Source organism: Microbacterium sp. SYP-A9085 (assembly GCF_009649635.1).
Classification (GTDB): Bacteria; Actinomycetota; Actinomycetes; order Actinomycetales; family Microbacteriaceae; genus Microbacterium.
This window is the reverse complement of sequence record NZ_WJII01000001.1, coordinates 397,398-409,833: the sequence shown is the minus strand read 5'-3', so window position 1 is coordinate 409,833 and position 12,436 is coordinate 397,398. Positions and strand designations below refer to the sequence as shown.

Genomic DNA, 12,436 nt, shown 5'->3' with positions numbered 1-12,436 from the left:
CGTGCCGGGCCGGGCCGTGCCCATCATCCTGCGATGTGAACCGGTGACCCGCTCTCACGGGGCCGGGATGAGCGCGGATGCCTCGGCGCGCTGCGCGCGCAGGACCGCGAATCCCGCGACCACCATGGTCACGGCGCCGGCGATCCCGGCCACCACGAACGTCGGCCGCGGGCCCAGCAGCGCGTTCGCCACGCCGCCGAGGCCGAGCGCCAGCAGCGACGCCGTGCGCGCGAGCCCGTTCAGCGCGGCGTAGACGCGGCCGCGCTGCGCCTCCGGCGTGCGCGAGGTCAGCAGCGCGCCGAACGTCGCGTTGCCGGTGCCGAACCCGGCGACCAGCAGCGTGATGAGGGCGGCGTAGACCCAGTACCCCGGCGCGAAGCCGATGCCCACCAGCACCGCCGCCGCCAGGCCGAAGCCGACCGTGGCCGCCCGGGCGCGCACGGTGTTGCCCACGATCCGGCCCGCTATCGCCGCGCCGATGAGGCCGCCCGCGCCGGCGAAGAACTCGGTGAGCCCGTACTGCCAGTCCGACGCGCCGAGCGCATCGCGGACGAGGAACACCTCGACCGGGTTCACCCCCTCAACCAGCACCACGAACACGAGGATCGACGCGAACAGCGGCACCAGGATGCGGTCGTGTGCGACGACCCGGATGCCGGCGGTCCACGAGGTGCTCGCCGCCTCGGCGTGCGCGCCGCCGTGCCGGCGCGTGCGGATCAGCAGGGCGGCGCCCGCCAGGGCCGCGTACGTCGCGGCATCCGCCCAGAACCCCCAGGCGACGCCGTCGAGCGCGACCAGCAGCCCGCCGAGGCCCGCCCCGATCGGCGAGGCGACCGCGGCGAGCCCCTGCTGCCACGAGATGGCCTGCCCGATGCGCTCCTCGCCGACGATGCGGGGGACCAGGGCTTGCCATGTCGGCTGCGCGAACGCCTGCGCGAGGGCGATGAGCACCCCGGTGACGAAGATCATGACCGGCGCGGGTGCGAAGCCGAGCGCGCACACCGCCGCCGCCTGCACGAGCGCCGTGACGGTGAGCACGACGCGCGAGTCCACCGTGTCGGCGACCCGGCCGGCGATCCCGATCGTCGCCACCGTCGGAATCACGAGCACGGCGAGGAACGCCGCGACGCCGAGCGCGCCCACCCCGCCGTCGTGCAGGAGCAGGATCGCGGCGATCGAGGTCACCGACGTCCCGGCCGTGCTCACGGCGCGCGCGGCCAGCGCGATCCGCGCATCGCGGATCGCCCACACCGAACTCTGAAGGGAACGCTTCACGGTTATGAAGGATATGTTTCAGATTTCGCCCGCGCAAGTAGACTGGGCCCGTGACCCAGGAGCCCGTCGGCGACATCGAGGTGACCGACCTCGCGCAGATGCGGGCGATGGTTCACCCTGCGCGCTGGGCGGTGCTGATGGCACTGTACGAAGGCGACCCCCTGACCGCCACCCAGGCCGCCGTCCTCACCGGCTACACACCGTCCGCGATGAGCTACCACCTCCAGCAGTTGGCGAAGCTGGGTCTCGTCGAGCGCGCCGCGACGTCGGGCGACGGCCGCGAACGGCCCTGGCGCGCCCGCGGCACGGGACTGCGGATGTCTGCGCAGCCGGACGAGTTCGTCGGGAGCGTCATGATGCGCTACCTGATGGCCGCGCTCACGAAGGTCGTCGCCGCCCCGCCCCCCGCCGATCCCGCCGAGCGACCCTGGCCCGCCGCCTACGCGCATACCCGGATGCGGCTGACGAGGGAGCGTGCCAAGGAGCTGCGCGGACGCGTCGACGAGGTCGTCGCCGAATACGACCGCGCGCAGGACGCCGACGCGCCCGAGATCGACTTCTTCTGGGTCAGCGGCGTGCGGGTCGAGCCGGACACCGCCGGAGACCACGGCGCGGCCGACATGCGCCGTACCGGGTGACGGCCTGGCACCGATTCGACATCCCCTGCGGGAAGGAGAAAGCTAGTGCCGGATCGGCGCCGGCCGGTTGTGAGGAGGATGCCGCGTGATCGAGCCCACCGATCCCGTCCAGTTCCGCGCCTGGCGTCAGCAGCGCGTGCCGGAGGCCGGACCCATCCGCGACGGCGTCCACTCGTTCCCGCTGCCGATGCCCTCCGGCACCCGGCTCACCCACAGCTTCTGCTACGCGGTCGAGGACGACCGCGGCGGGATCCATCTCATCGACACCGGAATGTCCGGCGACCAGAATGCGGACGTGCTCGCCGGCCACCTCCGCGGCATCGGCCGCAGCACCGCGGATGTCGCCACCGTGACGGTGACGCACCTGCACCCCGACCACATCGGCCTCGCCGACCACGTGCATGCCGCCAGCGGCGCCACCGTGCTGCTGCACGACCGCGACCGGCAGGGCCTTGCCACGCTCCGCGCGCGCGGGCACCGCACCGACCCGGACACTCTCGCACAGTGGGGCGTCCCCGCGGACCGTGCCGCGGCGATGCTCGCGGCCGATCACCGCGACGAGGGTCCACTGTCGTCCGTGCCGACCTCACCGGCGGGCGACGGCGATGTGCTGCCGATCCCCGGGCGGCGCCTCGAGGTCATCCACACTCCCGGCCACACCGCCGGGCACATCTGCATCCTCGACGCCGACACCGGGCTCCTTTTCACCGGGGACCACGTCCTGCCGACGATCCACGGCGGCATAGGCCTCGGCGGCCAGACCGACGCGAACCCGATCGCCGAGTACCTCGGCGGTCTCGAGCGGCTCGCGCCGTACGCCGACCTCGAGGTCGCACCCGGTCACGAGTACCGCTTCCGCGGCCTCGCGCAGCGCCTGCACACGACCGCCGAGCACCACCTGCGCCGCACCCGCGAGGTCGCAGCGGCCCTTCGCGCGGACCCGGATCTGTCGGTGTGGGATGTCGCCATGCGGCTGACCTGGAGCGCCGGCTGGGCGAACCTCGCCGGCTTCTACCTGCTGTCGGCCCTGTCGCAGACCGCCATGCATCGCTCCTTCGTGCAGTCCGGGCGGGCGGCGCGGTGGCTGCAGTCCGACCCGCTGCAGGACGCGGCACCCACCCGCTGAACGGGCCGGCGTCAGAGCGGATCGGGTGCGGGGCGCGGGTCCTCGAAGTCGCCGGCGTTGCGACGCATCCGCGCGACCAGGCCGACGAGCTCCTCGACATCGTCGCGGGCGAGTCCCGGATGCTCGAACACCTGCGCGTTCAGCGCCGCCGTGGCGCGCTGCGCGAGGGCCCGGCCGGAGTCGGTGAGCACCACCAGCGTGGCGCGGCCATCCTCGGGGTGCGGCTCGCGACGGACGTGGCCGGACGCCTCCAGCCGGTCCACGGTGTTGGTCACGCTGGTCGGGTGCACCTGCAGGCGCGCGGTGGCCGAGGCCATCGGCATCCGTCCGTCCCTCGTGAAGCTGAGCAGGGTCAGCATCTCGTACCGGGCGAACGTGAGCCGCAACGGCTTCAGCGCGGCGTCGACGCGAGCCAGCAGCAGCTGCTGCGCGCGCATGATCGAGGTCACCAGGGTCATGCCGGGAGCGGCATCCGTCCACCCGTGCGCGAGCCACTGACGCTTGGCCTCGGCGATCGGATCGACGGGCAGTCGTTTCACGCGAGCCACAACCACCTCCGATTCTCCCTGTCCACGGTAGTCGGTTCCCCACTGCCGACTGTGCCGCGCCGGACGCCCGAATAGACTCGACCCTGACGGAGGAGGGCCATGAGGATCGTCGTGCTGCTCAAGGAGGTCCCGGACACGTATGGGGACCGCAAACTCGATCTGGAGACCGGGATCGCCGACCGTGCCGCGAGTGAGCCGGTGCTGGATGAGATCGGCGGTCGTGCGTTGGAGGTCGCCCTCGCGCACGCGGACAAGAGCCCGGGCACCGAGGTGGTCGTGATGTCGATGGGACCCGCGTCCGCGCAGGCCACGATCCGCAAGGGGCTCGCGATGGGTGCGGCCGCGGCGGTGCAGATCGTCGACGAGCAGCTGCCGGGGGCTGACCTGGGCGTGACGGCGGAGGCGCTGGCCGCGGCGCTGCGGGAGACCGGCTTCGACCTGGTGATCTGCGGCAATCAGTCCACGGACGGGTCCGGTGGGGTGCTGCCGGCGATGCTCGCCGAGCTCCTGGACGTGCCGCAGGCGACGAGCTTGAACACGGTGGAGATCGGTGAGACGGAGGTGGCCGGCGAACGCGCCGTGGACGGCGGCACCGCGCGGGTGCGCGCGCAGCTGCCGGCGGTGATCTCGATCACGGAGCGGCTCCCGGATGCGCGCTTCCCGAACTTCAAGGGCATCATGGCGGCCAAGAAGAAGCCGTTCCAGACGCGGTCGCTCGCCGAGCTGGGTGTGGACCCCGGTGACCCGGCGGCGTCCCGCTCGATCATGGTCGCGGTCAGCGCGAAGCCGCCCCGGGCGGCGGGCACGAAAATCGTCGACGAGGGCGACGCGGGCGTGAAGCTCGCGGAGTTCCTGATCCAGAACCGACTGGCCTGAGGGGCGCAGATGGCTGAGTACGCTGAAGATTCGATCCTGGTCCTGCTGGATGTCACCCCGTCCGGCCAGCTCGCCAAGAGCGCCGCGGGCCTTTTGGGTGCGGCATCCGGGATCGGGACACCGGTCGCGCTGATCGTCGGCGACCAGACGCTGGCCGGGGCCGCCGCGGGCCTGGGCGCTGCCCGGGTCCTGGTCGCGGGCGGCGGCGACGCCCTGACCGTCCCCGTCGTTGACGCGTTGGCCGCGGCGGCCGAGGCGGTGGCCCCGGACGCGATCCTGATCTCGAACTCGGTCGACGGGCGGGATGTCGCGGGCCGGTACGCCGCCCGCACCCGCACGGCGCTCGCGATCGACGCGGTGGGCGTCGCCCGGGACGAGGAGGGCATCGTCGCACACCACTCCGTGTACGGGGGGACGTACGACGTGTCCTCGGCCGCCACGTTCGGCGCCCCGGTGATCACGGTGCGCCAGGGCGCGGTCGACGCGCGCGCGCAGGCGCAGCCGGTGGCCGTGCAGGCGCTGCCGGTTCCCGCGTCGGGCCGCCGGGCCGCGGTGGTCGAATCCGTGCAGGAGGCCACCGAGACCTCGTCGCGGCCGGAGCTGCGCGGCGCGGCGAAGGTCGTCTCGGGCGGCCGCGGGCTCGGCTCGGGCGACAGGTTCGCCCTCGTCGACGAGCTCGCCGACGTGCTGGGCGCCGCGGTCGGCGCGTCCCGCGCGGCGGTGGACGCCGGCTACGTGCCGCAGTCGTACCAGGTCGGGCAGACCGGGGTGTCCGTCTCGCCGCAGCTGTACGTCGCGGTGGGGATCTCCGGCGCGATCCAGCACAAGGCCGGCATGCAGACCGCGAAGACCATCGTCGCGATCAACAAGGACGCGGACGCCCCGATCTTCGAGATCGCCGACTTCGGCGTGGTCGGAGACCTGTTCACGGTCGTGCCGCAACTGATCCAGACACTGAAAGCGCGGAAACAGTAGCCGTGGCCACCAACGACCGCACGATCCGCCGCGGGCTGCCCCGCACATCCGGCGCCGAGCCCACCCCGGTCGCCGAGCCCACCCCGGCTGCCGCGCCCGCCCCGGTCGCTGCGCCCGCTCCCGCTCCCGCCGCCGTGCGCCGCGGCCTGCCGCGCCCCGGCGCCACGGCCCCGGCCACGGTGACTGCGCCGGCACCCGCCGCGCCGACACCGGCGCCGGTCGCCGCGCCGCTCGCGCCGCTGCCGTTCGTCCCCACCGTGTTCGCGGGGCCAGCCGCGCAGCGGTGGGAGGCCGACCGCGCCCGCATGATCGCCTCACGCAAGCCGATCACACCACCCGCCCCGGTCCGGTACGGCCCGTTCACGCGGGGACAATGGGCGGGGGCGGTGATCGTCGCGGGGGCGGGGCTCCTGTTCGCGGCGGGCATGGCGGTGCTGCTGACGCGGTGGTTCCTCAGCCTGTCGTTCATGCAGGACTTCCTGGCGGCCTACCCCGGCGCGTACCACCTGCCCGCGGCCGCGCCGGTCGGATTCCCGGCGTGGCTGAACTGGCAGCACTTCCTGAACATCTTCTTCATGGTGCTGATCATCCGGTCCGGGCTCACGGTGCGGAACCAGAAGCGGCCCACCGTGTTCTGGAGCCGGCGCGGCAACCCGAAGCGGAAGATCAGCCTCGCCCTGTGGTTCCACCAGGGGCTGGACATCCTGTGGCTGGTCAATGGGGTCGTCTTCGTCGTGCTGCTGTTCACCACCGGGCAGTGGATGCGGCTGGTGCCCACCAGCTGGGACGTGTTCCCGAACGCGCTGTCCGCGGGTCTGCAGTACGTGTCGCTGGACTGGCCGGTCGAGGACGGCTGGATCACCTACAACAGCCTGCAGCAGCTGGCCTACTTCGCCGTGGTGTTCCTCGCCGCGCCGCTGGCCGCCCTCACCGGCGTGCGGATGAGCGGGGTGTGGCCCAAGGACGCGAAGGCGCTGAACCGGGCGTACCCGATCGAGTGGGCGCGGGCCGTGCACTTCCCGGTGATGATCTTCTTCGTCCTGTTCATCATCGGACACGTCACGCTCGTGCTCACCACCGGCGCGCTGCACAACCTCAACAGCATGTTCGCCGCGAACGGCGGCGACGGCTGGGTCGGGTTCTGGTTCTTCGCCGGGGCGATGCTCGTCGTCGCCATCGGCTGGGTCGCCGCCCGCCCCCTCGTCCTCGCCCCCATCGCACGACTGTTCGGCACGGTCAGCGGACGCTGACCGCCGGACGCCGGCTGCGGGGGATAACCCGAAGGAGAGTGGGCGGATCTCCGGGCTGTGCCCGCGGCTGCCGCCGCCTACCGTGGAGGCATGACCACAACCACGACCGCGACGACGCCGCGGCTGTTCACGCCGTCCCGCGTCCTCGGCGCCATCGCCCAGCTCGCGCTGGTCGGCGTCCTCTGGGCGGTGACGTTCGGCCTCATCATCGGCCTGTTCGCCACCGGCATCGGCCTCCTTTTCGCCCTCGGCGTCGGCGTCCTCCTGCTGCTGGCCGTCGTCTACGCGCTGTACGGCTTCGCCTGGATCGAGACCGCACGCGTGGACGGACTCTACGGCTTCGGGATCGCGCCGCTGCGCCCTCGCACCAGCGGCCGGCCCGGCTTCACCGGCTGGCTGCGCACGGTCTGGGCGCAGTTCACCGACGGGTCGATGTGGCGCGGCATCGCCAGCGCCGCCGTCGCCACGGTGCTGGGCTGGGCGACGCTGTCCCTGATCTCGGTGGCCGCGTCCGGCGCGGCGATGGCGTTCGCGCCGTTGCTGCGGGGCGACGAGGACACCGTGCGGCTCCAGGGCACCGGATTCGACGTCCCGATAGCGTTCGCCGTGCTCGTCGGCATCCTCGCCACCCTGGCCGCGCTCGCCGGGCTCGTCGGCATCGCCGCGCTGCACGGCGTGCTGACCCGCGTCATCCTCGTGCCCTCGCGGGAGGCGCAGCTGGCCGAGCAGGCCCGCACCTCGCAGGCGCAGCGCGTGGGCGCGGTGCGCGCGGCCGACGTCGAGCGCACCCGCATCGAACGCGATCTTCACGACGGCGTCCAGCCCCGGCTCGTGTCGGTCGGGATGACGCTGGGCCTGGCCCAGCAGAAGATCGACAGCGACCCGGAGGCGGCCCGGGCGCTGATCGCCGAAGCGCACACCTCCACGAAGGCCGCCATCACCGAGTTGCGGCAGCTGGCCCGCGGCATCCACACGTCCGTCCTCGACGACCGGGGACTGGATGCGGCCCTGTCGGCCCTCGCGGCGCGCTCGCCGGTGGCCGTCGTGCTCGACGTACGCGTCACCCAGCGCTGCAGCCGCCAGGCTGAGGCCGCCGTGTACTTCGTGATCGCCGAGACGCTCACGAACGCCGCCAAGCACTCGCGGGCCGCGGAGTGCCGCGTCGTCGTGCGCCAGCGCGAGGGCGGCGTGCTGTGGGCGCGGATCGAGGACAACGGCGTGGGCGGGGCGACCATCGTCCCCGGCGGAGGCCTGGACGGCCTGTCGAATCGGGTGCTCGGCGTCGGCGGCACTTTCCGCCTGGACAGCCCCGTCGGCGGACCCACGAGCGTGGAGGTGAGCGTCCCATGCGCATTCTGATCTGCGAGGATTCCGTCCTGCTGCGGGAGGGCCTCATCCGGCTGCTCGCCGACGCCGGCCACGACGTGGTCGCCGCCCTCCCCGATGCCGACGGCATCGACGAGGCCATCGCCGCGCAGCATCCCGACCTGTGCATCCTCGACGTGCGGCTCCCGCCCACTCGGACCGACGAAGGCATCCGCGCCGCGCTCCGCATCCGCAGCCGGCAGCCGGAGCTGCCGATCCTCGTGCTGTCCCAGTACGTCGAGGAGCGCTACGCGGCGGACCTCATCGCCGGTCGCGGCGGGGCGCTCGGGTACGTCCTGAAGGACAGGGTCGCGGATGTCGCGGACTTCCTGCAGACGGTCGACCAGATCGCCGCCGGCGGCACGGTGTTCGACCCCGAGGTGGTCGCGCAGCTGCTCGGCCGCCGGGCGCAGGACGAGAGGATGCAGCGGCTCACCGACCGCGAATCCACCGTGCTCGCCCTGATCGCCGAGGGCAAGTCGAATCAGGCCATCGCACAGACGCTGTACGTGACCGAGGGCAGCGTCGAGAAGCACATCACCTCGGTGTTCCAGAAGCTCGACCTCGAGCCCGACGAATCGGGCAACCGGCGGGTGCTCGCGGCACTCGTCCACATTGCACACAGCGGCGACGCGCCGCAGACGGGAGAGATCCGATGAGCACCACCCAGCCGACCTCCGCCGCGAAGGCGATAGCCATCGTCGCCATAGTCCTCGGCGGACTCGTGGCCACCGGCAGCGCGGTCTCGGCCGCGGCATCCACCGTCGCGTCTGCGTCCGTGCACACCACCAGCCGGTCGCTGCCGGTCACCGGCGTCGACGCACTGGATGTCGACCTGTCCGCGGGCGCGCTGCGGGTGGAGTTCGCGGACGTGGACGATGCCCGGCTCACCGTGACCTCGGGCGTGCGCGCCGACCAGTGGACCATGCGCCGCGACGGCGCCGAGCTCGTTGTGCGCACGCCCGAGGGCCCGTTCCGGTGGTGGCCGGGCTGGTGGGGCGGCAACGGCAACGGCAGCGCCGTGCTGCTGCTGCCGCAGAGCCTGCAGGGGCTGGATGCCGCGCTGGACCTGTCCGCCGGCTCGCTCACCGCCAACGGCGACTTCGGACGCCTGCAGCTCAGCGCCGGCGCCGGGCAGCTCACGGTGCGCGGGTCAGCCGACCAGATCACGACCGACATGAGCGCCGGCCGGGCGAATCTGCGGCTGGCCGACGTGCGCTCCGCCGATCTGACGGTCAGCGCCGGCGACCTGGACGCCGTCTTCACGGGTGCGCAGCCGCAGCGCGTGAAGCTGTCCGCAAGCGCCGGGTCGATGCAGGTGAGCGTGCCGCGCGGGGACTACACGGTCACGGCCGACACATCGGCCGGCTCGTTCGACAACAGGATCGGCTCGACGCCGGGTGCCTCCAGCACCGTGGAGGTCGACGTGTCGGCCGGCCGGGTGATCCTGGACGCGGCCGGCTGACCGGCGCCGGTCAGCGGCCGGGGCGGTCCTGCTCCCACACGTCCTCGACGCCGGCGGCATAGCCGAGGTCGTAGGCTTCGTCCGCGCCGAGCCGGAACATGTCCCGTTCGGCCGGACGGACGATCGAGCGGGCTCCGGGCAGGTCGAGGTTCCCGACGAGGTCGCCGCGCCCGCGCACCACGGCGACCGGGAGCCCGGCCGCCTTGCCTTTGACGAGATCGGCCGCCGCCGCCACCTCGTCGGCCACGCACGGCATGGTGACCGCGAGCGGCCGGCCCTCGGCATCCGTCGTCCCGCGCAGATCCTCGAACACCCGCACCCCGCCGGCGCCGATCGCCGTGTCGGTCTGGCCCTCCCGCCAGGGGCGGCCCAGCGTGTCCGACACGATGACGCCCACCGTGGCACCGAGCAGCTCGCGCAGCCCCGCCGCGAGGGCGCGGGCGGAGGCATCCGGGTCCGTGGGCAGCAGCAGCACCGTGCCGTGCGGCGTGTTCGACGCGTCGACTCCGGCGGCGGCCGCGACGATCCCGAGACGGTTCTCGACGATCCGCACCGTGTGTCCCGACTCCGACGTCCGGGATGCCACGACCCGCACGGTCTCCGCGGTGATGGCATCCTCGCGATCGGCCCCGGGGACGGCGCGGCCCTCGGCCTTCGAGACGATCTTCGACGTGACGACGAGGATGTCGCCGTCCGTCAGCGCACCGTCTGCGGCGTCGGCGATGATCCGTACCAGGTCGGCGCCGGCGGTGATCTCGGGGATGCCCCTCAGGGGCCAGATCTGCAGCACGGGGTCAGCGGACGAAGCGGACCTCGGTGAGCTGCTCGCCGAGGAACGGCTCGGTGTGCCGTGCGCCGTCCAGGGCGAACCCGTTGCGCACGTAGAAGCGGTGCGCGCGCGGATTGTTCTCGGCAACCCACAGGTACAGCGGCTCACCCTCGGCGACGGCGGCGTCGAACAACCGCTTGCCGATGCCGGAACCGTGGTACTTCGCCAGCAGGTAGATGAAGTACAGCTCGCGCTCGCGCGGCCCGTCCTCGTCGCGCGCGGGACCGGAGCCGACGAATCCGACGATCTCGCCGTCCACGAGCGCCGCGCTCATGTGGTACTCGGGGCCCTGCGAGGCCCAGTGCGTCCAGAGTTCCGCGAGCCGCTTGGGCGAGATGCGCTCGAGCGCGGCCGCGCTGATGTGGTGGTCGTAGGTCTCGTGCCAGCACGTCGCGTGCACTCGGCCGAGGGCCTCGGCGTCCACGTCGCGAACCGGACGGACCACGATGTCAGTCTGCAGTTGGGCGTCCATGGCGAGACTCTACGCGGCCCCGTCGCCGGGACGAAATCGTCGTGTTACGCGGTGTGATCACGGCACTCGATGAACGCGGCATCCGGTAGCATCGCGGGTCGTGAACGTGATCTGGCGGACGATCCTGGTGCACCTGCAGGCACGGCTGCGCGTGCGGCGCGGCAGGACCCTGCCGCTTGACGGCATCAGCAGGCTGCGACTGACGACGCTGCCCACCGACATCGACATCCTGCGTCATATGAACAACGGCCGGTACCTGTCGCTGTTCGACCTCGGCCGGTGGGATCTGCTGGTGCGCACCCGGCTGTGGGATGCCATGCGCAGCGAAGGCTGGTACGCCGTCGTCGCGGCCGAGACCGTCGCGTTCCGCAGGTCGCTGCAGCTGTGGCAGCGGTTCGACGTCGAGTCCCGGATGCTCGGGCACGATGATCGGGCGTTCTACCTGGAGCATCGGGCTGTCGTGGACGGTGAGATCTACGCGCGGGTCGTCGTCCGTGCCCGCATCCTGCGCCGCACCGGCGGCACCGTGCCGCACGACGAGGTGTTCGCGGCCACGGGACGCCCCGGCACCATGCCGGATGTGGAGCCGTGGATGCGCGACTGGGCCAAGGCATCCCGCCTGCCGTCCACGCGCCGTCCGGCGCCCAGCGTGTGGGACTGATCTGCGGGCTCACCGGCCCGCGAAGGCCTGCTTCAGCGCCGCGCGGACAGTGCGGATGCCCGTTCGATCGGCGGTCGTGCGCCGCGCGGCCGTGAAAAGCTCGCGGTGCGAGGCCTCCGGCAGGTCCAGCAGCCGCGCGGTGGGCGCCGCGCCGGACCAGACGAGATCCGGCAGCAGCCCCACCGCATGGCCGGTGGTGATAAGCCGCACCTGCGCGGTGAGGTCGGCGACCTCGAACCGCACATCGGGCTCGAAACCCGCGGCCCGGCACTGGTCGACCGCCCAGCGTCGCGCGGCCGTGCCCCGCGGCTCCATGACCCAGGCGCGCCCTGCGAGGTCGGTCAGCCCCCCGGCGGCGTCGGTCGGCGCCACCGCGAGCCGGATCGGGTCGCGGCCGACAACGACACGGTCCAGGTCCGCGCGATGCTCACGCGACGAACCCGGATACTGCTCCGCTATCACAAGGTCGAACCGGCGCGCGGACAGCTCGAACAGCCCCTCCTCGGGTGGCACCTCCGCGACCTCGACGCGCAGCGTCGGCTCGGCGGCCGCGACGATCGACAGCGCGGGGGCGAGGATCGCCTGCGCGGCCGTCTGCATCACCGCGACCCGGACGGGCGCGGCCCCCGGCTGCAGGCGCTCCAGTTCGCCGCGCGCCTGCTCGTCGAGCTCGAGCGCCCGGCCCGCGTGCGCCGCCAGCAGCCGCCCGTGCGCGGTCATCCGCACGCCGCGTCCGTCCGGCTCGAACAGCGTCACGCCCGCCTCGCGCTCCAGCAGCGCGAGTTGCTGCGAGATCGTCGACGGGCTGTAGGCGAGCGCCTCGGCCACCGCCGCGAGAGTGCCGCGCAGCGAGAGCTCGTGCAGCATCCGCAGCCGCCGCAGATCGTACACGTTGACCTCGAATCATCGTGAAAATCGAACGGAATCCATCATAGATCATCGTTATTCATAATGAG

General features: G+C 72.7%; 14 protein-coding genes. 9 read left to right on the top strand and 5 right to left on the bottom strand.

Features of this window, described 5'->3' with window-relative positions; translation table 11 throughout:
* Positions 1 to 54: 54 nt before the first annotated feature.
* Positions 55 to 1,275: an MFS transporter gene (locus tag GH740_RS01985; RefSeq protein WP_153744403.1), complete on the bottom strand. Its 1,221-nt coding sequence runs from the start codon at positions 1,273 to 1,275 to the stop codon at positions 55 to 57.
* A gap of 50 nt (positions 1,276 to 1,325) precedes the next feature.
* On the opposite strand from GH740_RS01985, the gene GH740_RS01980 reads away from it, so the two are divergent.
* Together GH740_RS01980 and GH740_RS01975 are read left to right on the top strand one after the other, a co-directional pair.
* Positions 1,326 to 1,913, top strand: a complete 588-nt coding sequence (locus tag GH740_RS01980; protein ID WP_153744402.1) for a helix-turn-helix domain-containing protein — start codon at positions 1,326 to 1,328, stop codon at positions 1,911 to 1,913.
* Between the two features lie 85 nt (positions 1,914 to 1,998).
* Positions 1,999 to 3,039: an MBL fold metallo-hydrolase gene (locus tag GH740_RS01975; protein ID WP_367640326.1), complete on the top strand. Its 1,041-nt coding sequence runs from the start codon at positions 1,999 to 2,001 to the stop codon at positions 3,037 to 3,039.
* 11 nt (positions 3,040 to 3,050) lie between these two features.
* Here GH740_RS01975 and GH740_RS01970 read toward each other — a convergent pair whose 3' ends face one another.
* Positions 3,051 to 3,587: a MarR family winged helix-turn-helix transcriptional regulator gene (locus GH740_RS01970; protein WP_367640324.1), complete on the bottom strand. Its 537-nt coding sequence runs from the start codon at positions 3,585 to 3,587 to the stop codon at positions 3,051 to 3,053.
* 99 nt (positions 3,588 to 3,686) lie between these two features.
* Here GH740_RS01970 and GH740_RS01965 point away from each other — a divergent pair, with 99 nt between their 5' ends.
* From GH740_RS01965 to GH740_RS01940, 6 genes are all read left to right on the top strand, one after another.
* A complete protein-coding gene (locus GH740_RS01965; protein WP_153744401.1) occupies positions 3,687 to 4,463 on the top strand; it encodes an electron transfer flavoprotein subunit beta/FixA family protein in 777 nt (258 codons plus the stop codon).
* Positions 4,464 to 4,472: 9 nt separating this feature from the next.
* The gene (locus tag GH740_RS01960) at positions 4,473 to 5,438 is read left to right on the top strand and encodes an electron transfer flavoprotein subunit alpha/FixB family protein (RefSeq protein WP_153744400.1); all 966 of its coding nucleotides are present in this window, start codon (positions 4,473 to 4,475) and stop codon (positions 5,436 to 5,438) included.
* A 2-nt stretch (positions 5,439 to 5,440) separates the two neighbouring features.
* Positions 5,441 to 6,688, top strand: coding sequence for a cytochrome b/b6 domain-containing protein (locus tag GH740_RS01955; protein WP_367640322.1), 1,248 nt, complete (start codon positions 5,441 to 5,443; stop codon positions 6,686 to 6,688).
* Positions 6,689 to 6,778: 90 nt separating this feature from the next.
* Positions 6,779 to 8,047, top strand: a complete 1,269-nt coding sequence (locus GH740_RS01950) for a sensor histidine kinase (protein ID WP_153744399.1) — start codon at positions 6,779 to 6,781, stop codon at positions 8,045 to 8,047.
* On the top strand, positions 8,035 to 8,712 hold the full coding sequence (locus tag GH740_RS01945) for a response regulator transcription factor (protein ID WP_153744398.1): 678 nt from the start codon (positions 8,035 to 8,037) through the stop codon (positions 8,710 to 8,712). Before GH740_RS01950 ends, GH740_RS01945 begins: the two co-directional genes overlap by 13 nt.
* Positions 8,709 to 9,518: a hypothetical protein gene (locus GH740_RS01940; RefSeq protein ID WP_153744397.1), complete on the top strand. Its 810-nt coding sequence runs from the start codon at positions 8,709 to 8,711 to the stop codon at positions 9,516 to 9,518. The genes GH740_RS01945 and GH740_RS01940 overlap by 4 nt, the downstream gene beginning before the upstream one ends.
* A 10-nt stretch (positions 9,519 to 9,528) precedes the next feature.
* Here the strand turns inward: GH740_RS01940 and cofE are convergent, their stop codons facing one another.
* Together cofE and GH740_RS01930 are read right to left on the bottom strand one after the other, a co-directional pair.
* A complete protein-coding gene (gene cofE, locus GH740_RS01935) occupies positions 9,529 to 10,308 on the bottom strand; it encodes a coenzyme F420-0:L-glutamate ligase (RefSeq protein ID WP_367640319.1) in 780 nt (259 codons plus the stop codon).
* Positions 10,309 to 10,312: 4 nt separating this feature from the next.
* The gene (locus GH740_RS01930) at positions 10,313 to 10,819 is read right to left on the bottom strand and encodes a GNAT family N-acetyltransferase (protein ID WP_153744396.1); all 507 of its coding nucleotides are present in this window, start codon (positions 10,817 to 10,819) and stop codon (positions 10,313 to 10,315) included.
* Between the two features lie 100 nt (positions 10,820 to 10,919).
* On the opposite strand from GH740_RS01930, the gene GH740_RS01925 reads away from it, so the two are divergent.
* Positions 10,920 to 11,480 (top strand): thioesterase family protein, encoded by a 561-nt coding sequence (locus tag GH740_RS01925; protein WP_367640317.1) that lies wholly within the window; start codon positions 10,920 to 10,922, stop codon positions 11,478 to 11,480.
* 9 nt (positions 11,481 to 11,489) lie between these two features.
* On the opposite strand, the gene GH740_RS01920 is transcribed toward GH740_RS01925, so the two are convergent.
* Positions 11,490 to 12,371 (bottom strand): LysR family transcriptional regulator, encoded by an 882-nt coding sequence (locus GH740_RS01920; protein ID WP_367640315.1) that lies wholly within the window; start codon positions 12,369 to 12,371, stop codon positions 11,490 to 11,492.
* Between the last annotated feature and the right edge of the window lie 65 nt (positions 12,372 to 12,436).

Bases quoted from the DNA above. Each gene is read 5' to 3' on its own strand.
- GH740_RS01965 (WP_153744401.1), top strand. From the start codon at position 3,687: ATGAGGATCGTCGTGCTGCTCAAGGAGGTCCCGGACACGTATGGGGAC.
- GH740_RS01960 (WP_153744400.1), top strand. From the start codon at position 4,473: ATGGCTGAGTACGCTGAAGATTCGATCCTGGTCCTGCTGGATGTCACC.
- GH740_RS01950 (WP_153744399.1), top strand. From the start codon at position 6,779: ATGACCACAACCACGACCGCGACGACGCCGCGGCTGTTCACGCCGTCC.
- GH740_RS01945 (WP_153744398.1), top strand. From the start codon at position 8,035: ATGCGCATTCTGATCTGCGAGGATTCCGTCCTGCTGCGGGAGGGCCTC.
- GH740_RS01940 (WP_153744397.1), top strand. From the start codon at position 8,709: ATGAGCACCACCCAGCCGACCTCCGCCGCGAAGGCGATAGCCATCGTC.
- GH740_RS01930 (WP_153744396.1), bottom strand. From the start codon at position 10,819: ATGGACGCCCAACTGCAGACTGACATCGTGGTCCGTCCGGTTCGCGAC.